This window comes from Trichocoleus sp. DQ-A2 (assembly GCF_039961915.1).
Classification (GTDB): domain Bacteria; phylum Cyanobacteriota; class Cyanobacteriia; order Cyanobacteriales; family FACHB-T130; genus FACHB-T130.
Window position 1 is genome coordinate 113822 of the sequence record NZ_JAMPKD010000003.1, and the last position, 20213, is coordinate 134034.

Below are 20213 nucleotides of genomic sequence, written 5' to 3' on the forward strand. Positions count from 1 at the left end.
GTAGCCCCACTAGCAGTTGCTCAATGCTTTGAGCAGATGTTTTAACAAAGCACTGCTTTTATCTCCACTTTCTTAATTTGTCAGAAAGGAAGGATTGCTTCAATGTCCTTTTGCACCTGCTCAAGTTCCTGACGCTTCTTACAGATAAAAGCTTTTTCAGCTTGACGTTGTTCCAGTGTTTCTTTGTGAACTTTTTCCTGCTGCTCTAGCAAGTTTTCTGAGATAGAGATGGCTTGTGCAATAACTTTGCTGGCTGCTTCAGAGCGCTCGTTAAAAACTAAGCTAATTCTTTCTCCAATATTACCCAATATTTCTTCTACTGACTGGCTAAATTTCTCTAAACCTAAATCACATACTTTCTGTTTTATCTGACCATGTATTCCATCAACATCTAGCAGGCCGAAACCAAATGAGCCACCAGCCGCAGCAGCTAAACCGCCCAGAATTATTGGAACAATACCAAGTCCTGTAAATATCAGCAACGCACCAGCAACTAATCCACCTGCTCCCAACCCACCAAAGAAACCTCCAGCACCACCAATATCTGGGTTAATGGATGAAGCAATACCTAGCCCGCCCGTCCCTATTCCAGGAAGAGTTTCCGCAGCTGCAAAATTGAGTTGATTAACCAAGCTAGTATTGAGTCGCCGATCGAAAACTTGAAAATTTTTCCTAATAGATTCTATCTCTTGCTCAATTTCCTTATCTAAAATTTCAAGATTCTGTTTCAAAATCGTATCTCTAATCTTTTTATTACCCCAGTCATCTAGTTCTTTTGAAAAGTCTCGAACAAACTGATTTGCATAATCTCTAATTAACTCTTTTTGGCTCCAAATATGTGAATGTTCGGAAGACCAGCGTTTACTTTTGTCTGCTATACGATCGCCTATTTCTTCAGCCCACTCATTCCAAAACTCCTCAGCTTGATCGCATGATTGTTCTATCAGTTGATCTGCTATTAATTGGATTCTGACATCGCGGCCACTGGCTTCACCCATTTGTTCAAATATTTTATGTTTATCTTCTTCAGAAACTTTCACCTTACCATCTAAAATTTGCTCGAATTGGTTTAGTTCATTACAAGAAACCTCAATTAACTGCTTAAGTCCTTCGCTAGATTGGTAAAGTTCTATTAATCCTCGCTCAGTAGCGAGGAACTTCTCAATAGACTGTGTAAATTGCTGGAAGGTTTTCAAGTAACTATCCTGATTCCCAGTCAAAATTGCATCCAGTGCCGCTTGAGCCGAAATGAAATGAAGGCGGTTTTCACCTGCAATGATAGGATTTTGACCCTGAACAAACCTTTCAATCCGTTGACGAACCTGGTGCCGACCATTTTCACTACGCAACAGATCCATAAAATTCACAACTACAAACAAATTGTTGGCAGCCTCATCTGTCTTCCCACCGTTCAGTTGAGCCTTCAAGTCTTGGATCAAGTCGCGTTCTCCTTGAGTTAGAGGACGTGAGGCATTGATTAGGAAAATCGCGGCATCAGTATCTTTGAGTAGTTGTTGAGTAATCGCAGTTCGGTCAGGATGTTCATTCAATCCTGGAGAATCCACTATTTCAACACCACTTCGGCATAGCTCTAGATCGGGATGTTCAAAAATAATCTCTTCAATATCAGAACGAGCTAATTCATCACTGACACAATCCAATGCGGCTTCTTCTGAAATTGCTGCCTTTATTTTGTACTGTTCAAATGGAATTTCTTCCTCTCGTTTATCTTTATAACGGCAAATTACCCGTTTTTGCTCTCCATATCTGAGAACTGTTACCGTGCCGCTACAGGGAATCTCTCGCACTGGTTGAATTTCTTCACCTAGTAGAGCATTCAGTAATGTTGATTTTCCTTGGCTAAACTCGCCTACAACTGCCACTCGGAAGCGCTGAGAACTCAACTTTCGAGACGCTTGCTCTACTTGTTCTGCTAGATTGTTAGGCAGTACACCCTGATTCGTGCCGTCTTGGATAATCTCGGCAAGTTGCTTAGAAGCGGTTTTTAACTGTTGCCGATACCCTTGGAACCGCTGTAGCTCCTCATAGGACAAGTTTAGGCGCTGTTGTTGCTTGGCTTGCTGTTTAGGTTTAGTAGGTAGAACCGCCAACAGATCGCTAGCAGCCATGATAAATACGGCATCAAGCGCATGAAAGCGAGCAGGATCGAGTAAAGACTGCACCTCCTCCAAAGCTGTTGGTTCCACAGTGCCTTGATGACTGAATCCCGCTTCTAAAACTGCCAAGTGTTGTGGATTAATCTCTAATCGATCGCCAATTATTTCTAAATACCGCTTTTCACGAGTATCCATTACTCCATCAGCGGCTGATATTTCATAGCCAAAACTAATCAACAAAAGTTTTTGTGATTTTGATAACGGAGCTGCCAACCTAGACAGCTGACTTGGTTTTGTATTATCCAAATTCTCCTTTACTCCCTTGATCATCAAATGCGCTAATCGACGCACACCGCCCTCTGTGGGAATAAATCGATTAAGGGTTGTCAGTAGCCGTTGCTTTTCATCATCCGTAACTGTGCCATCAGCATAAATCACACCCAGTAGCAGCGTTACCAAATTTGCTAAAAATATCACGGGAGGCGTCAAATCCTCTTGGCTGAGCTTTTGCCCAGTAATCCGCGACAACAAATCAACAGCTTCAGAGCTAACCAGTGAAATATCCATAAAGTCTGTGAGCCTATAGCGTATTTGTACTCTAGTATTCCCAGATTCAGCAGAAACTAACTCCGTGGAAATACTGTTATCTTCGCCGAGTAAGACAAGCTAGGCTCGAAAACATTAGCTAATAACAAAGTAGAAATATGTATTTTCAATTTGCTCCTGCAATTCAGGCTGCTATCGAGGCTGGTAAATATGTGCAAGTTTTTACATCAGCAGGAGTCCCAATAGGCATGGCTAGAGACGCATCTACTGGGCAGTTTGTCGCCCATGCCATCGGTGCTGTAGCCCAAAATAGCCCTCTATCGCCGTTGGTAAGCCCTTTACACTTGGTTACAAGTGGAGTGCAGATGTATCAAACGCACATGGGATTTCAAGCTGTTCAAGCTGGACTGCAAACTATCCAGACAAGCTTAGGTGTGCTGCAAGCAACTACAGCCTTTATTGGGGTTGGAACTGTAGCTGTAGGGGCATTGGCAGCAGTGAACCTGCACCAAACAATGAAACTGAGAAAAGAAGTAGGGCAGCTAAGGCTGGAAGTCAAAGAAGGTTTTATTGATTTAAAACAGGCGTTAAAAGACCAAGGTGCAGAAATTAAAGAATTGATTGAGCAGGTTGCTCAGGATGTTGAATTTAGGAACCATCGGACAATTTTAATTCGAGCTTACGGGCTATTTACTCAGGCGCTTCACCGTCTTCGCTCTGCAATGCAAATACAAGATGCGAACCGTAGAAATGCTGAAATTGATGGTGCTAGAGGGATGTTATTTCAGGCTTTAGCTGACTATGACAACCGTGAGCTGTTGGAAGCAACTTGTTCAGCGGGACAGCTTCGCAGGCTGGAATGTGCTTGGGCAATTGAGCAGGCAATTATTACAACTTATCAGGTGCAGAATGAGCCTTCTGCTGTAAGCGATCGCCTATCGCACCTCCAAAACAAAATCTGTCAAGATTCTCTGAATGTTATTGATAAGTGTGAAACAGAGGATGAGCTTGATTTTCTCTTTCCTGAAATCACCCGCATTCACGATCACGATATGGCTGTACTAGAATCTTGGCAAAATCAAGTTGATTGGATGCAAAGCCTCCCACCTTCAGAACTAAAATTACTCCAAAGTGCTGATTTTAGCAATTCAGAAGTCACAGTTAGTACAGATACCACCGCTTTGGCAGCACCTCCAGAAGAATTACTCTATGAAAATTTAAAGCAAAAGTCTCATTTCGTATCCCTTTGCAATCAGCTTGAATTTATGATGCAGCCTGAACTACGTCGAGAGCCAGAATCTTATATTAGTCAGCAAGCTGCGATCGCAGGTTATAAAACTTTAGTCACTTCAAATTTACAGAAAGCCTCAAATTTAGCTGTTGCTAACCTGTACTGGTATTTCAAAGTCAGAGATGAATCTGAAAACGAGGCAGTCACGGCATAAAAGTCAAAGATAGGAAGATGCGATCGCTCAAATTCTACTAAGTGCGATCACCTTCCCTATTCAAATAACAGTTGATGGTATTCGCCAGCTTTTCTATTTGTAAAAAAATCTCCTTTTTTAAGAGTAAATCACCAAGTTTTAATTGTAAAATGCAATTTTCAATACTTTAAAATTACCTTTATTCTAAATCTTATGCTTAAATAATGACTATTGATAGGCTATTGTCTATGCAGTTAGTCATCTTTATCGGCTTGCAAGCTTCTGGGAAAAGTACCTTCTATCACACTCATTTTGCTGAAACGCATAAGCTGGTTAGCAAGGATTTGTTGCGGAACAACAAAAACCGCTCTAGAAGGCAGACACAGCTTATTAAAGAAACACTTGAAATGGGACAATCGGTTGTTGTGGATAATACTAACCCAACCGTAGAAGAACGTGCGTTTCTCATTGAATTGGGTTGTATGTATGGTGCCGAAATTATCGGTTATTACTTTAAATCGTCAGTGAGTCAATGCCGGGAACGTAACCAGCAGCGCTTAGGTAAAAAACGGGTGCCAGATGTAGCAATTTACGCGACAATCAAGAAGCTACAACGCCCTTCTTATAATGAAGGCTTCCACCAACTGTTCTACGTGCGGATGGCTGGTGACTGCGCTTTTGAGGTCCGTGCGTGGACTAAAGATGAGGTTGCTGATGGATAGCGATAAGTTTGAGAAGCAAATGCGATCGCTGGCGATATCAATAGGCTGATCTAGCAGATGATTACTACCAGCAATCGGTTAAAAGCTACTAACTCATATTACGTGACAGCCTGTATTCATCATTATGATGCTTTAATTTCCTGAATCGCCCAGTCAATCACTTCTAAAAATTGCTTCGCCATCAACTCATCCTTCAGTGCAAACAAGGGAATATACCAGTTATAGGCATTAACAGAAATCGAGTTACCTAGGACTAATTTTAAGCGGTTGAGAAGTTCAGTCTTTTTGTCTTCCAAGTTAAATGGAGGTTCGTAGGCATAAATCTCAATTTTGCCACCACTCCAAATTGTGAAAAACTTTCTGGTTTCTCCTTTGTAACTGATTATTCTGGGGATCAGAGACCCTTCAATTTTTCCTTTCCCCCAACTCACCTGCATTTTTTCACAATTTATCCAGTTGAAAACGCTTCTGGCAGCTTGAGCTACATCACTCCCTTTTTTAGCCTCTAATTCTTGAAAGAACAAGGACTCATTCCATTGCTTACTCTCATAATTTAGTAGAGATTGCGTTGATTTTCCTGCTACTGTTTGACCAATAATTCTAGGAACAAGAGTTTTTAAACCTTGACCAACGTATTGGTTAATTTCAATTGCCAATACTTCCGCTGGACTCATTTGTTTATTTAAAAACTCCACGATACGTTGAAGTTCAGGAGGAATCTTGTCAGCAACAAAGACTAGACGGACTTTGCCAGCTTGCAGATTTGTCTTGACCTTTTCCCAAAACTCAGAGGGGTTAGCATCAGCGCCTAGAAAATTGCTGAGTATCTGTTCAGAATCTTGACTTTTTACCTGACAATTAGCGTTAAATTGGGCAATAATTTTCTCGACAGGCCAATAAACCACTGCATTAGCAGCATAGTCGAGCATCTGTCCAGCTACTTCTCGGCGAATTTGAGTGTTGCAGCTGCGCTTGACTTCCACCAGAGTTGGAATTCCATCTTGGTCGAGAAATAAATGGTCGAGTGCCCATCGGTCGAAACCATTGTCTTCAGATGGCACAGGCATCTCCTGTGAAACTAACAACCAACGTCTCGGTGCCGCACTGTTGATTTGGTCACCAGCTAACAAACTGGGATAGTCGGCTAGCAGTTTTTGCAGCAAAGCTTCCGAGTCATAGGGCTGTTCGATCATTTCAACCAGCTGACCCTTGTCTTGAATTAGGTAAATAGCGCCTGTCATCACAATTCCTTTGGGTTGACCTAATTTAAGGTTCCCGTTTTCAAGGTTCGATGTTACATCGCGATTAGATTTTGCCTGCGAACAGGCTAGTCTGTTTATGAGCAAACGATTTCCAAACATCTGCCAGGTCGTTCAACCGTGAGGATGCGATCGCTTCCCACTTTCCCGCTCTCTGTTGCAATGAACCATTACCGCTGGCGTTCTTCACGGAACAGGCGCAAGATATAAGCTCCGGCTGGGGTTTCTCGTAACTCTTTAATTGCCGCTGCAAATTCATCGGGGAACTCATCTAAGTTGGGCAGGCTCGCCCCATACTCCGCAGGCAGTACAGCCGGAGCCGCAAGACAGGCAAACGTGAGGTCTGCTGCCGAAAAGCGATCGCCAACTAAGTAGGAACGTCCATCTGCCAACCGCGCGTTGACGTTCTCGAAGATGCGCTTAATCTTGTCGTGGGCACTGGCTGACGATTCTGCCGTGATATTGTAGCCTCGCCGTGCCGCCTCGCGAATCAACGGAAAAACGATTGGAAATGACGCCCGCTCAACAGAGGGTACGCCATCGCACCACAGTCGCCGCATCAACTGGCGATTATCTAGCAAATAAAAGTACGCCCAAAGACGGATGCTGGGGCCGAGCTGCTTGTTAAACAAATCTTCGAGTTTTTCAACCTCGCGGCGCAGCTTGGGATCGGCTGGGTAAAGTTTTGCACTTTCAGCCGTCATGCTATCTAGATACTGCAAGATATCAGAGGAATCGCTCAAAGTACCCGTTTCCGTTACTAGAACCGGAGTCGTTTGTCCGCCGCCATTTTTGCGGGTGGCTAGCCGATGAAAAAGCGGCATATGCCGTTCTTCAATGTAGGGAACTTCAAGCCGTTCTAATGCCCATCGTGCTTTTTCGCAGTAATGGCTGACGGAGATGGTGATGAGTCGGGGAGCCTTTTCTGGCGGCTTTTGCATTTTTGCTAGATCGCGCGATGTGCAACTTTACAGTGTAATTCCCGGCAATTGAGCGAGGGACTAGGGGAATCGAACCAACAGAACTGTTCGGGTTTTGGTCCCCCAATCCCCATTTATCGGAAGGCTAAGAAAAAGCACATCGGATTATATCTGACCTGCGAATACACGCTCCGCTGGTCCTGTCATGTAAACTCGCTGGTCGATTTCCGACCATTCGATTTCCAAACAGCCGCCGGGTAATTCAACGGTGGCGATGCGATCGCTCTTTCCAGTCAACACTCCAGCGACCACAGTCGCACAAGCACCCGTGCCGCACGCTAAAGTTATTCCTGCACCGCGTTCCCAGACCCGCATTTTCAGGTAATCTGGGCGCACCACTTGAATAAACTCGGTGTTCGTCCGCTTGGGAAAAACGGGATGATGCTCGAACTGGGGGCCAATATTTTCTAAAGGAATCGCGGCAACATCCTCCACAAACGTGATGCAGTGAGGATTCCCCATGCTGACACAAGTTACCAACCAAGTAGCATCAGCGACTTCTAAAGGTTGAGCGATTACTTTCTCGTTAGGGGCACCCAGCGTCGTGGGAATTTCTGCCGCCAGTAGTCCTGGCATTCCCATATCGACGGTGACTTTCCCATCCGGCTTGATGTGCGGTGTCATGACACCTGCCAGGGTATGAATCCGATATTGAGTTTCTTGAGTAGATTTTCCTTCTAAATCAGCGAGAAATTTGCCTAAACAGCGAATGCCATTGCCGCACATTTCCGGTTCGGAACCATCGGAGTTGAAAATCCGCATGGTGTAGTCGGTGCCGTCTTGTCCCGGCAGGGCAAAAATCACGCCGTCGGCACCAATGCCGAAGTGGCGATCGCAAAACTTGACCGCTTGTTCTGGCGTTACCTTGGGTTCTGATGAGGAACGATTGTCAATCAGAATGAAATCGTTTCCCAGTCCGTGATACTTAGTAAACTCGATTCCCATTTAGCAATCCTTCGATTCGCAATTTTCGATTAGCATAAACTATGGAATGGGTAATGGTTAATGGCAGTCCTTCAATCCTGAAATCTGGCAATTCGCATTAGGAAAAATCTTGCATTATGACAACTGAACTGGAAACAGGCTTACCAAGCACTCGCCTCGTCCAAACATTTGTGAAAGAGGGACAAAGGGTTGAACTGAAACTCCTCACGAACGATGTACTCGTTGGTAAACTGCGTTGGCAAGATCAGAACTGTATTTGTCTACAAGATGAATCGAATCAGCAAACGATGGTTTGGCGACACGCGATCGCTTATGTGCAGCCAAAGTAATTAGGAATCGGGAATCGGGAATCGGGAATTGCTTCCCCAATGACCGATTACCTTGATTCGCCTGTTCGCTGATTATCAGAGGGAAGATGCTCTTGTATCGCTTCGCTTACTGGCAAGTTGAGCGTAGGGACTGGGAAAACCGGAGGCTCAGATTCGGGTGCCAACAACTGTTGCACCTGATTGAGGGGAAAACTGCCGCCGCATAAGAGCAGCTGATCGCCCGATTGCAGCTCGGTGTCGCCCCCCGGAAAGCGGATGAACTTGCCATCTCGCCGAATTGCTTGCACTTGCACCCCATACTGGCGGCGCATATGCAACTCTGAGAGCGGTTTACCAGCAGCTGGGCTGGCCTCTGGAACCTGCAACCACTGACAGGGCGCAGTCTGGCTTGGGATTGCCACTTCACCGTTTGCTAGTTGATTAAAGGCAGCTTGTTCGTTGGATTCTCCCACCACCAAGAGGCGATCGCCTGCTTGCAGGGAAGTTTGCTTGTCTGGATAGTCTACTTCTTCCCCACCATTTCGCCGAATTGCCATCAACGTGACACCCGTTAATCGGCGCATATCCGTCTCCTGTAGCGTCATCCCAATCAGAGGAGAGTTAGGCGGTAGAGAATACCACTTACTATTCATTTCAGCAGTGGCAATTTGTAAGTCATGAGCAATCTCCGAAGGCGATCGCTCTGGACGCAATGCCAGGTAATGGCTATTGCGAATTTGCTGCATTTCCTTCTGGATCTGCCATGTCGGCAAGCCACTACCGGCTAATAGATGCGCCGCCAGTTCCAAACTGGCTTCAAACTCCGGTTGCACCACCTCTCGCGCCCCCAACTGATAAAGCAGTTCGATATCGTTGTTGTGGTTAGCGCGAACGACAATATCCAGATCCGGAGCCAATTCTAAAGCGCGTTTGAGGCAAAGGCGGGTACTCATTGGATCGGGAAGCGCGATCGCCATCCCCTTCGCCTTATCTACCCCCGCAGCTTCCAGTACGTGCAAACTTACCGCATTGCCATAAACATAAGAAACTTCTGCTTCTCTTAACTGCTGAATCCGGCTTTCCGACTGGTCAATCACTACCACTGGATAGTTATGCTCCTGCACCAGTTTGATCAGATTTCGTCCCACCCGTCCATAACCGCAGACCACCACATGATTTTGCAAAGGCGCATCTACCGCCACTTCCATCGGGTCATCCACCGGATCTAGATATGGCTTCAGCCAAGGCAACTCCAACAATTTTGGCACCAGCCGCATCACAAAAGGCGTCAGTACCAGCGTCACCGCAGTCGTGCCCAAAATCAGCAAGTAAACCCGCCGAGAAACCAGCCCCAAAGCTTGTCCTTCACTGGCTAGAACAAACGAAAATTCTCCAATTTGAGCTAACCCCAAACCAGCAATTACCGCAGTTTTCAGCGGATAGCCAAACGCTCTAACAATCGGCGTCACAATCAAAAACTTGCCGACAAAAACCAGTAAAACCAGCCCCAGAATTAACTCTAGGTTGTTCCACAGGAAAATCGGGTCGATGAGCATCCCAATCGCCGCAAAAAACAGTGCCGCAAACACATCCCGCAACGGCTCCACATAAGTCAGGGTTTGGTCGGCGTATTCCACCTCCGAAATCATTAACCCGGCGACAAATGCCCCCATTTCAATCGAAAGACCCAAAGCCTCCGTGAGCAACGCAATCCCCAAACACAGCGCCACCACGCCCAACAGAAACAACTCCCGGCTTTCCGTTCGAGCCAAGAGGCGCAGCAAGGGAGGAATCAGCCAGATGCCTGCTGCCACAGCCACAGCCGCAAATAACCCAATCTGTAACAGCGCTAAAGCCACAGCCTTGCCAATCGCTTCTGGCGGTTGATCCAGCGCTGGCAAGACAGCCAGCATCAACCCCAATGCCAAATCCTGTACCACCAAAATCCCCAGCATCACCTGAGCGTGAGGCGTCCCCGTCTCATTTCGCTCCATCAGACACTTAAAGACAATTGCGGTTGAAGACAAAGACAGAATTGCCCCCAGGAAGACACCCTTTGCCGGTAAGGTACCCCACGCTCCAGTGAGTCCACAGACTGCAACCGTGACTGCAATTGTCAGGGCAATCTGTAGTCCGCCTCCACCCAAGGCGATGCCTTTAACTTTTTTTAATTCCGCAAACGAAAACTCAACGCCCAAGGCGAACAACAAAAAGGCGACACCAAATTGAGCCAGGGTTTCTATCTGAACCAATTCTTTAATCAGTCCCAACCCCGCAGGCCCAACGACGATTCCGCCGACGATATAACCCAGTAAGGCAGGTTGCCGCAGCAGCGCTGATACCACTCCACCAACGGCTGCTGCTGCCAAAACAGATACTAAGTCAACAATCAGTCTAAAGTCTTCTTGCACAAGTTTGTTTTATGAGAACAAGTATAAAGGTATATAAACTTAGAATACAGAGTTTTATGGACTGTGCTAACGCCATTGCCTCAGGTTTCTATTGGGCAACTGGGATCAATTGAGGAAAGGCGGTGGAAACAGTCCAGGCAAGGTGATAGTCTATCCGCTAGTAATAAAGGTCATAGACAAGGTCATAGACGCTTTGTCAATTACTGGCTCGGAGAAAATTGCCTGTGATGTCGCTTAAGAGTCTGCTTCAATCTCGCCATGACCGGCGGCTGGTTTCTACACTCTTGTCCAGTCAAAAGTCCAAAGCGAACCGTAAAAACAAAGAATTCTTTCTGTTGCCTTTTGCTTTTTTAGTTTCTACTGCTTTGCCTGTCAAAGCTTTGCAGGTACAGGTGGCACCCAACAATCCCCAGCTTGGGGATACGCTCTCGGTCGTGATTCAGACGGACTCTCCTGGTTCGCAGAGTCCCACGGTTTCTTTCAAACAGAAGACTTACCGGGCGTTTTCCCTCGGTCAAAATCGCTTTCGAGTCTTGCTACCGACAACGCCTTTAGACAAGCCGGGAACGCTACAAATTCGGGTTGCTGGTGATGGGGAAGTCAAAAACCTGTCGTTGCCATTGCGATCGCGCAATTTCCCGGTGCAACGGATTACCCTACCCCCCGGAAAAGCCGGACAATCAGCAACCCAATTTGAACTCAACCGCGTGGCAGCTTTTAAAAATTTGGTGACGCCGCAAAAGTTCTGGAATGGTCCTTTTCTCAAGCCGAACCGAGGTAGCATCACCAGTATTTACGGGGTTCGCCGTTACTACAATGGCAAGTTTGCGAATGACTACTACCATCGCGGGGTTGACTACGCGGGTGGGTATGGTTCGCCGGTAACAGCACCAGCATCGGGAAGAGTGGCGCTGGTGGGACGGGTTGCTCAGGGTTTCCGAGTTCACGGAAATGTAATTGGGGTAGATCACGGTCAAGGCGTCACCAGTATTTTTATGCACTTGAGCCGGATTGATGTCAAGGAAGGGGATTTTGTAAAAGCGGGACAGGTGATTGGGGCAATTGGTTCAACGGGAGCTTCAACGGGTCCTCACTTACATTGGGGATTGTATGTCAATAGTCTTGCCGTAGACCCAGTACCTTGGAGAACTCAAGGAGTTGAATGAGGTTTTTTGAAGTTTTGATGAATTTTTTTAGGTTTTAATGTATTTGGTGTTGTATTGAGGAAAGATTGTGGCAGGGTTGCCTCTCCGAAACGAGATTGCGAAGCATTTTTCAATGTCTTCGACTATCCCACCGGGAGCTAGTGTAGGCTTTTCCGAAGCGAAAGCTTTGCGGACGGGGATTGTAGATAGTCATCTGAGAAGCGTAAATGTTGAATAGCCTTTGGGAAAAATCCCGAAAATTCCCAATGTCAAAGCAATATTGTTAGTTCGCTAACCGACTGATGTTAAGCCTGCGTAGTTTTGCGTATTTTGAGGCGCTGGTTATGCCAGGATAGATGAGTGGGCATGGGCGAAAAGACATCAACGCAGGTTTCGGCTTCGTTGAGGGCGTATCAACACTCGAAAACGGGCACGCACTTTTAGGGAAGCGGTAATCCCTGCCTCGCTTTCCTAGCCAACCAAAACAGTTTGGATGGGGTATCCAGCAGGATTTTTAGATGAGTATTGAAAAAATTGTTGAACAAGCCCTGCAGGATGGTTATCTGACGCCAGCGATGGAAGCAGAGGTGGGGCGCATCTGTGACACGGCTTCTGAGCTTTCGATTGAAGAATACATGGCTCTAGACCGTCTGATGGGCGCACTGTTAACTGGGGAAGTGGTTGCAGTTCCTCGAAAACAGTTCATCAATGTCATGGAAGAGTTGGTGCTGACGGAAGCGATCGCTAGAGTCGCAGAAATTGAGGCAACCAGCGATCGCGTTCTAGATGTCGGCGATATTGCCGCCTACGCGCTCAATCGCTTGCCTCCGCTGTATGCCACGACGGAGGAAGGTGCTAGCTATCAGCGAATGCGGGCAAAAGATGAACTTCAAGAGCTGATTACCCAGCAAGTGAGCGAAGCGATCGCCCGGAATCTGGATCGTCCCGAATTTTTCCCAGAACGGCAAGCGCTCAGCAAAGCGAACGACAGCGACGTGTTCAAGCAGGTGAGTTCTTTACTCCAAACCTACGCACCCAGCTTTGAACCTCAATCCAGTAACCATAGCAACGAATAATGGAAGAGTTATAAATGATGAATTTTGAGTTTTGAGTGATTAATTCAGAACTCAAAACTCAAAACTTTTCCCTCCTACCTGCGAACCAGCACGAGTGTCCCTTTCGCGACCTGCTGATAAAGCATCCGAATATCTTGATTTCGCATTCGCAAGCAGCCGTGGGAGACTGCTTGCCCGATCAGGTGTTCTTCGTTGGTGCCGTGAAACCCAATTTGATGACGCCCATCCGACCAAAAACCAATCCAGCGATCGCCTAAGGGATTATCATTCGCCCCAGATGGGATAACTTCACCCGTAATCGGTTGACGCCACGCCGGATTTTGGTTCATTTGCAAAACTTGAAACGAACCCGTGGGCGTTTCCCAACCCAACTGCCCCACCGCTACGGGGTAACTGGCTTGCAGCCGATCGTCACGGTAAACATAAACCAGGCGATCGCTCAAATCGACAACGAGATGCGATTGCCAAGCGGATGCTGCCTGAGCGGTTTCTAGCACTGAATATTCCCGATCGGTTGAGCGGCTATTTGAAGAGCGATTTTTACTCCACAAGTCTCCAAGCTGCCAACTTGCCAACTTGCCGACCTGGCGCTGACTCCGAATCGGGGAATCCAAGCTGACGGTCGTCACCCTTGAAGAACTTGTCCGCCTAGAAACTGAGAACAACACCACCGCTGTTCCAAAACAAATTAGCATCAAGCTTCGAGAGAGCGACTCATCTCTTGGCATAGCGGTATGAGCTAAGAATGATTACGGGTCAAAATAACCAACTGTAGAACATTGGGTCGTGGGTAATCATCCGGGGTCAATGACAACGGACAATTAACCATCAACCCCTGACAAACAATATTAATTCCTTGACTCAATCGTGGCTGCTAAACCTTTCGTGTTGAGCATTTGCTGCATTTCCAAAGCGCGATCGCGGGTGCTAAAAGCTCCCGCCTGCATCACCGTCCGACCGTTGGAGCGCGTGCGGAAGGCATCGGGTGCAAGCGATCGCACTAAAGCCTCTTGGCGCGAATTTTGAGCCTCCACCACAACCCGATAACGCAAACCTAGAGCCTGTTGACTACCGCCCGCTCGGCGGGGCACTCTCCCGCTAGCAGCCCGACTGTTGCCGATATTCCCCAAAGGAACATCAGGACTCGGCACTGGCAGCAAATCGGAGGAAGCTGAAGCTTGGAGAGGCTCCTGTGGTGCTACCCCGAAGTCCAGAGTCCGGGGGGCAGGCGACGGTTGAGACGGGGCGGATGACGGTAGCGCCGGTAATGTAGAAGCTGACGACGGTAGCGCTGGTAATGTCGTCGCTCTGGGCGACCGGGAAGTCGGCAACGGCGACCGAGCAACCGGAGGCGGCGCGGGAATTTCTAGGGGTGCAGTCTGGGGCACAGGCGATATCGGCAAGGGAGACGCTGTCGCTCTGGGCTGCTGGGGCGGCACTACTGGCGACACCACCGGAGGCACCACCGGAGGCTGCAATGTTGGTAATCCGTAAGCTGACGTTCTTGCTCGCTGAGAGGTTGGGGCAGGCGGTTGAACGGAAATTTTAGTCCCGGTGCTGTCAGTGGGTACCGATTGTACTGGAGTTAAAATCTCTGAGTTCGGGCGGTTAGAGAGGAGTGGCAAAGATTGAGAACTTCCACCATTCCTCGCTACTGGCTGAATCGGTGCCAGGGCTTCCTGTGGCGGCAGGGAAGCGGTGGGAAGCGGCTTCAGAAGCCCGCTGGCAATGGGAGCTTCTACAAGCGGGGTGGGGGGGATTGCCATGCCCGTCAGGTCAATGCGTCCTGCCGTTTTGGCAGTAATCTCATTCCCATAGGCAGGAATCTCCTGGCTTGAAGCCTTGGTGTTAATGTCCAATAGACCATTGGCACGAAAAATATTGCCGCCCGGTTCGCCAGCAGTTCCTAAATCAGGACGGGCTTGGGAAACTGCCACTAACCCGTAACGAGCGTTATTTTCAATAATATTATTCCGGAGAACAGGTGTTGCCTTGGTTTCTACGACGACCCCATCTTTGTTGCCACTGATGCGATTGGCAATTAGCTGCGGGGCAGCATTATGACCGATACTAATGCCAAATCCCGTATTTTCAAACACGTTCTCCCGCACTTCCGGTCGGGAAGTCCCGTAAATCGTAATCCCATTGCCCCCGTTTTCATAGAAGTAGTTGTTGCGAATGGTGGGGGCACTATTGCCAGTGACGGCAACTCCATCGTGCTTACTTCCCGTAAAAGTGTTATCCGCCACCATCAGACTGGTGGATTCAATCCAAAGACCGTAACCTCGTGGATTCGGATTCGTCACAGTGACGCCCATCAGCCCTGCTTGATTTGCCCCAGCGATCGCTATATTTTGACCGCCAAAGAAACGACTGAGGAACTGACCGCCGCCGAGGATGACAATATTCTCCCCTTTGGTGCTGCGATCGCCCTGAATCGTTACACCGGCTTTGAGTCTTAAGGGAAAGGTTTCACCCGTTTCGGTGCTGTAGGTGCCGGGTGCCAGTACGATGGCGGTGTTCGGCTGAGCGACCTGCAAGGCATGAGTAATCGTTTGGAACGGTTCCTGCTCGTCTCCAGTGCCATTACTGTCATTTCCCGCAGCGGGGTTGACATACAACCGATTCATTTGTGACATCTGCGTCTGCCCATCCGGGGGAACCTGAGCCACCGTAGGCTGTGCCTTGATTACCGTAACGTCCAGCCACGGGATTGCGATCGCAGTCACTAATCCTAAGAATATGCGACAGGTACGAACAGACGGACGGCATTTTCTGACTAGGGCATTCAATTGACGATTGTCGGGGCATTTCAAACTCACGGCTCTACTCCTCTCAAGTTGGCACTGCAATATCGGTAAAGGCTGATGGAAGAAAGCACCTAGTTTTAGTCTATGCACCCCTATTTTGGGATAGAGGCTACCCGTTTGTTTACATTTCTTACATTTCTAAAAAGACCCCAACCGCTAACAGCTCATCAACCTGAGCATCCTCTTCAAAGCGAGGAATTCGATGGGCATTCCAAAAGAAAATTCTGTGGGGGCATTCTTTGAATGATAATACTGCTGTTAAACGTTCTTAAATAGGTAGGTACAAAAAACTAGAAACCCGTAGGCTAAAGAATTGGGATAAGGACGCTACTTGCTCCTAACCCATAGACGAAATGTTACTGACTTAGTTCACATGACTTAGTTCACAATCCGCACGATATCAGCATTGTTCATTTTGCTCAACCTTGTTAATCCCCGCATTCTATTTTTTATTCAGTTGGATAAAATATATGGGGCAATTGAGAAAATTTGGTTGGTACGTGCTACCCTGTCACTTCACAGATTTCAGAAATTAGGAAACTAGACTGCTACGATGAAAAATAATGGAGTGGTTGCGATGGGCGAGAAACACAGCGTTCGAGAGCCAGTTGGGGACTTGCTCATACAAGCACAGCCAGCGGTTTGCCGCATTCTAGACGCCAATTTAGACCGAGCCAGAGAAGGCTTGCGGATTATCGAAGAATGGTGTCGCTTTGGCGTGAATAGCTCCCAATTAGTCAATGAATGCAAGCAAATGCGGCAGGAGCTAGCCAAATGGCATGGCATGGAGCTTCGGGCTGCACGGGATACCCCAGGTGATGCGGGCACGGAGTTGACCCATCCTCAAGAACAACAGCGCTCTAGCATTCAGCAGCTGTTGCAAGTCAATTTTGCTCGTGTGGAAGAAGCCCTGCGGGTGCTGGAAGAATATAGCAAGCTTTATGACCCCGACCTCGGCTCGGCGGCAAAGCAATTACGCTATCGGGTGTATACGCTGGAGAGCAATTTGCTGGCTTACCGACGACATCAGGTGCTGTTGCGATCGCATCTATACCTCGTTACTTCTGCCTCAGAACAGCTATTTTCCATCGTTGAAGCCGCCCTGCAAGGGGGACTGACTCTGGTACAGTATCGAGAAAAAAATGCCGACGATTCTGTGCGAGTCGCTCATGCTGCTAAACTCCGCCAGCTATGCCATCAATACGGTGCCCTGTTTATTATGAACGACCGGGTGGATCTGGCTTTGGCAGTGAATGCCGATGGCGTGCATCTGGGACAACAAGATATCTCCATCGCCCTCGCCCGACAGTTGCTAGGGCCACAACGCCTGGTTGGTCGCTCCACCACGAACCCGGAAGAAATGCAGCGAGCTATCCAGGAGGGTGCTGACTATATCGGAGTTGGCCCCGTTTATGAAACTCCAACCAAAGTAGATAAAGCTGCTGCTGGTCTGGATTATGTCCGCTATGCGGCTGAAAATGCCTCGATTCCCTGGTTTGCCATTGGGGGCATTGATGCGAATAACTTAAATGATGTGCTGGAGGCGGGAGCCGAACGAGTGGCAGCGGTTCGCGCCATCATGCAGGCAGATCAGCCGATGTTAATGACTCAGTATTTCCTCTCCCAGCTGAGTCGTCTGCAAACTCTCCGCTCTGTTGATGTTCGCGTTCCCCAATCTTATGTTTAGTCCGTCTGGTCAAATCACGCTGCAAGTGAATGGGGAACCCCGCACCTGCCCGCCTGACACTAAATTGCCCCAGTTGTTAGAGCATCTGGGGTTAAATCCTCGCCTAGTGGCGGTTGAGTACAACGGTGAGATTCTCCATCGACAGTTTTGGTCGCAAACGGAGATCAAAGAGGGGGACGCGATTGAAATCGTCACCATCGTCGGCGGCGGCTAATTGGAACCTCAGAGATGAAGATTGAACAAGGAATGGCTGAAGATAAATTCTCGGTTGTTTCTCGGAAAACAGCCACAAGATTTACTCCCCATACTGTACTTTTCATCTGTGGTTTCTAGTCCAGTTCCTGGGTAACGCACAGCGATTCGCGTTATCCCTCATCCGTCATCCTTTCGAGTACGGATTCCCCGTGAGGAAATCCGCCCCGCATTGATCCCGCGCCAGTCGGGTGGAGGCGATACATTAAAGATGTAGCTCGGATCGCTCGATAGTTAGGAAGATGCTAGGAGTTGCTGCCAGCCGCTACAGTTTTAATCAGATTGAATAGGCACAGTATGTATGCGTAATAAACTGCTTTCAGCAATTAAACCCCTTTTGAAATCTTTGTTCGTCTTTGGTCTGATCCTTACCCTGACGCTAGGTCATGCTGACGGAGCTTTAGCAGCTCGCTCAGGCGGTCGGATTGGAGGGGGTTCCTTTAGAGCGCCCAGCCGCAGCTATTCGCCTCCTAGCCGCACCTACGCGCCACCATCCGGCGGATATTATCCGGCTCCTTATCCTGGGGGTGGATTTGGGGGTGGATTTGGGTTCCCGTTGCTATTTCCCTTCTTTGGCATCGGGGGCGGATTTGGCGGTCTGTTTACAATTTTGATTTTCCTGGGAATCGCTAACTTCTTGGTTTCCAGCTTCCGCCGCGTTGGTGTTGGCGACGCAGGTGAAGCCGATTCGCTGGGCTACGGCAATCCCAAAGTTTCTGTGGCAGAGGTGCAAGTGGGTCTTTTGGCAGAAGCTCGCAGCTTGCAAGGAGAATTAGACGAGTTGGCGCGTACATCTGATATGAGTTCCGCCATCGGTCGTGCCCAAGTGCTTCAAGAAAGTACCCTAGCTTTGCTACGTCACCCGGAATACTGGGTGTATGGGGCAGCAGAATCTCAGCAAACAGCGTTACAAGCCGCAGAAGCCAAGTTTAATCAGCTAGCTCTGGGTGAACGCAGCAAAGTCACCGAAGAGACTCTCTCGAACGTCAATAATCAGCTCAAGGCAGCAACGCCCAAAGCATCTTTACCGGCGGGATCTGAGGAAGCTGGCAAGCTTGCAAATCAGATGATGGCAGAAGGCCCTAGTGAATACATTATTGTGACGATTTTGGTGGGTGCCGAAGGCAATCTGCAACTGCCGAAAATCAACAGCACTGACGATTTGCGTCAAGCCTTGCGTCAGATTGGTGGCATCGGGAGCGATCGCCTACTTGCAGTAGAAATTCTCTGGGCACCTCAGGCAGAAGGCGACACGCTTACCTCTGATGATTTGCTGGCTGAGTATCCCAATCTCAAACTTGTTTAACCCTCAACGGATACGGGCACTCTTGCTATGCGCCCCTATCTATTTCTCCTGAAAAGGAGGCTGGTAATCAGCCTCCTTTTTCAATTTTGACAGCGGCTCAATAGGAGCCATTTATAATTTACTGTTTTCCCTTGAGCTGGTATTATTAGTATTAATTAAATAATGAAAATCTGTGCATTTTTTTAAAGCAAATTAACTTCCCATATAGGAAGAATTAATTTTAAGTTCATTGAATAATTTTACCAACAAATAGATTAAATTATGACAATTTTTTGTTCATTGTTAAATTTTAAAATCCCGAAATAAGATGCAGCGACATCTCTACAAATTCAAAGCTATTTAAAGCGTTTTTGTTCGCTGCGGTAGCGGAGCAATTCAGCAACAAAAGCGACAAAACCTGACACAATCATCAGCATCACGCTGAGAGCGTTGATATCCGGTTTAACGCCAGTGCGGATGCGGCTAAAGATTTCTAGGGGTAATGTTGTGGCACCCGTACCGGCAGTGAAGCTAGCAATGAGAAAGTCGTCCATGCTGAGGACAAAAGCTAACAGGCAACCGGAAATAATTGCTGGCATTAATTCTGGAAGCAACACCTGGATAAAAGCTTGTACTGGCGTCGCTCCTAAATCGAGGGCAGCTTCTTCTAAATGGGGGTTTAAACCGCTAATTCGAGAAGAAACCACCAAGGCGACGTAGGCAAGACAAAAGACGACATGAGCTGCCACAATTGTCCACAAGCTCAACGGCATACCAATAACGGCTAAAAATACCAGCGTGGCAACAGCGATCGCAATATCGGGAATAATCAGCGGCAGGTAAGAAACGCCGCGATACAAGGTTTTCCCCGGAAAGGTATAACGGGCTAAACCAACTGCCATTATGGTGCCTAAGACGGCAGCGATCGCTACTGCACACAACGCCACGGTTAAGCTATTTTGCAGCGCCGTCAGGACGCGGGTGTCCTGAAACAGCTTCAGATACCATTTGAGGGTGAATCCTTCCCAACCAGCGCTATAGGTAGACTCGTTAAAACTATAAAACGTCAGTACCAGAATGGGCAGGTACATATAAAAGAACATCAGCAGTGTGAAAATAACCTGCCAAGAAATACGAGGTTTATCCTGGGACTTCAACATAATCTCTAAAGGGATTTCCTCCTGCTGATGGCTGACGGTGCCTGTCATTCAATTTCACCATTTGTCGGATTTGCGATGCTGAACAG

At 47.8% G+C, this 20213-nt stretch carries 17 protein-coding genes; 8 read left to right on the forward strand and 9 right to left on the reverse strand.

The genetic code is table 11. The annotated features are described in order from the left end of the window. Positions 1–80: 80 nt before the first annotated feature. A complete protein-coding gene (locus tag NC997_RS03395; protein ID WP_190528864.1) occupies positions 81–2684 on the reverse strand; it encodes a dynamin family protein in 2604 nt (867 codons plus the stop codon). A 137-nt stretch (positions 2685–2821) separates the two neighbouring features. On the opposite strand from NC997_RS03395, the gene NC997_RS03400 reads away from it, so the two are divergent. Beyond that, positions 2822–4108 carry a hypothetical protein gene (locus NC997_RS03400; RefSeq protein WP_190528865.1) on the forward strand — a complete coding sequence of 429 codons (1287 nt, stop codon included), beginning with the start codon at positions 2822–2824 and terminating at the stop codon, positions 4106–4108. A 227-nt stretch (positions 4109–4335) separates the two neighbouring features. Beyond that, positions 4336–4809: an ATP-binding protein gene (locus tag NC997_RS03405; RefSeq protein ID WP_190528867.1), complete on the forward strand. Its 474-nt coding sequence runs from the start codon at positions 4336–4338 to the stop codon at positions 4807–4809. A gap of 122 nt (positions 4810–4931) precedes the next feature. On the opposite strand, the gene NC997_RS03410 is transcribed toward NC997_RS03405, so the two are convergent. The 4 genes from NC997_RS03410 to dapF all read right to left on the reverse strand — a co-directional run bounded on the left by NC997_RS03410 (position 4932) and on the right by dapF (position 7993). Beyond that, positions 4932–6050 carry a hypothetical protein gene (locus NC997_RS03410; protein ID WP_190528869.1) on the reverse strand — a complete coding sequence of 373 codons (1119 nt, stop codon included), beginning with the start codon at positions 6048–6050 and terminating at the stop codon, positions 4932–4934. A 64-nt stretch (positions 6051–6114) separates the two neighbouring features. Next, positions 6115–6258: a hypothetical protein gene (locus tag NC997_RS03415; protein ID WP_190528872.1), complete on the reverse strand. Its 144-nt coding sequence runs from the start codon at positions 6256–6258 to the stop codon at positions 6115–6117. Then, complete coding sequence (locus NC997_RS03420) at positions 6239–7009, reverse strand: glutathione S-transferase family protein (protein ID WP_190528873.1); 771 nt, start codon at positions 7007–7009, stop codon at positions 6239–6241. The genes NC997_RS03415 and NC997_RS03420 overlap by 20 nt, the downstream gene beginning before the upstream one ends. Before the next feature lie 144 nt (positions 7010–7153). Continuing rightward, the gene (gene dapF, locus NC997_RS03425) at positions 7154–7993 is read right to left on the reverse strand and encodes a diaminopimelate epimerase (RefSeq protein WP_190431966.1); all 840 of its coding nucleotides are present in this window, start codon (positions 7991–7993) and stop codon (positions 7154–7156) included. Positions 7994–8109: 116 nt separating this feature from the next. On the opposite strand from dapF, the gene NC997_RS03430 reads away from it, so the two are divergent. Continuing rightward, positions 8110–8322: an RNA chaperone Hfq gene (locus tag NC997_RS03430; protein ID WP_190528875.1), complete on the forward strand. Its 213-nt coding sequence runs from the start codon at positions 8110–8112 to the stop codon at positions 8320–8322. Positions 8323–8369: 47 nt separating this feature from the next. On the opposite strand, the gene NC997_RS03435 is transcribed toward NC997_RS03430, so the two are convergent. Then, positions 8370–10712, reverse strand: coding sequence for a cation:proton antiporter (locus NC997_RS03435; protein ID WP_190528877.1), 2343 nt, complete (start codon positions 10710–10712; stop codon positions 8370–8372). A gap of 227 nt (positions 10713–10939) precedes the next feature. Here NC997_RS03435 and NC997_RS03440 point away from each other — a divergent pair, with 227 nt between their 5' ends. Both NC997_RS03440 and NC997_RS03445 read left to right on the forward strand, forming a co-directional pair. Further along, positions 10940–11878 (forward strand): M23 family metallopeptidase, encoded by a 939-nt coding sequence (locus tag NC997_RS03440; RefSeq protein ID WP_190529077.1) that lies wholly within the window; start codon positions 10940–10942, stop codon positions 11876–11878. 497 nt (positions 11879–12375) lie between these two features. After that, on the forward strand, positions 12376–12933 hold the full coding sequence (locus NC997_RS03445; protein ID WP_190414972.1) for a late competence development ComFB family protein: 558 nt from the start codon (positions 12376–12378) through the stop codon (positions 12931–12933). Between the two features lie 74 nt (positions 12934–13007). Here NC997_RS03445 and NC997_RS03450 read toward each other — a convergent pair whose 3' ends face one another. Both NC997_RS03450 and NC997_RS03455 read right to left on the reverse strand, forming a co-directional pair. Beyond that, positions 13008–13562 carry a L,D-transpeptidase gene (locus NC997_RS03450; protein ID WP_347275834.1) on the reverse strand — a complete coding sequence of 185 codons (555 nt, stop codon included), beginning with the start codon at positions 13560–13562 and terminating at the stop codon, positions 13008–13010. A 219-nt stretch (positions 13563–13781) separates the two neighbouring features. Further along, positions 13782–15755 (reverse strand): DUF1565 domain-containing protein, encoded by a 1974-nt coding sequence (locus tag NC997_RS03455; protein WP_190528881.1) that lies wholly within the window; start codon positions 15753–15755, stop codon positions 13782–13784. Between the two features lie 565 nt (positions 15756–16320). Between NC997_RS03455 and NC997_RS03460 the strand changes: the two genes are divergently transcribed. The 3 genes from NC997_RS03460 to NC997_RS03470 all read left to right on the forward strand — a co-directional run bounded on the left by NC997_RS03460 (position 16321) and on the right by NC997_RS03470 (position 18988). After that, a complete protein-coding gene (locus tag NC997_RS03460) occupies positions 16321–17430 on the forward strand; it encodes a thiamine phosphate synthase (protein WP_190529079.1) in 1110 nt (369 codons plus the stop codon). Beyond that, positions 17423–17644 carry a sulfur carrier protein ThiS gene (gene thiS / locus NC997_RS03465; RefSeq protein ID WP_190414969.1) on the forward strand — a complete coding sequence of 74 codons (222 nt, stop codon included), beginning with the start codon at positions 17423–17425 and terminating at the stop codon, positions 17642–17644. The genes NC997_RS03460 and thiS overlap by 8 nt, the downstream gene beginning before the upstream one ends. A gap of 339 nt (positions 17645–17983) precedes the next feature. Then, entirely contained in the window at positions 17984–18988 is a 1005-nt protein-coding gene (locus NC997_RS03470; RefSeq protein ID WP_190414968.1) for a DUF1517 domain-containing protein, read from the forward strand. Between the two features lie 335 nt (positions 18989–19323). On the opposite strand, the gene NC997_RS03475 is transcribed toward NC997_RS03470, so the two are convergent. Continuing rightward, positions 19324–20175 (reverse strand): ABC transporter permease, encoded by an 852-nt coding sequence (locus tag NC997_RS03475; RefSeq protein ID WP_190528883.1) that lies wholly within the window; start codon positions 20173–20175, stop codon positions 19324–19326. Positions 20176–20213: the final 38 nt, after the last annotated feature.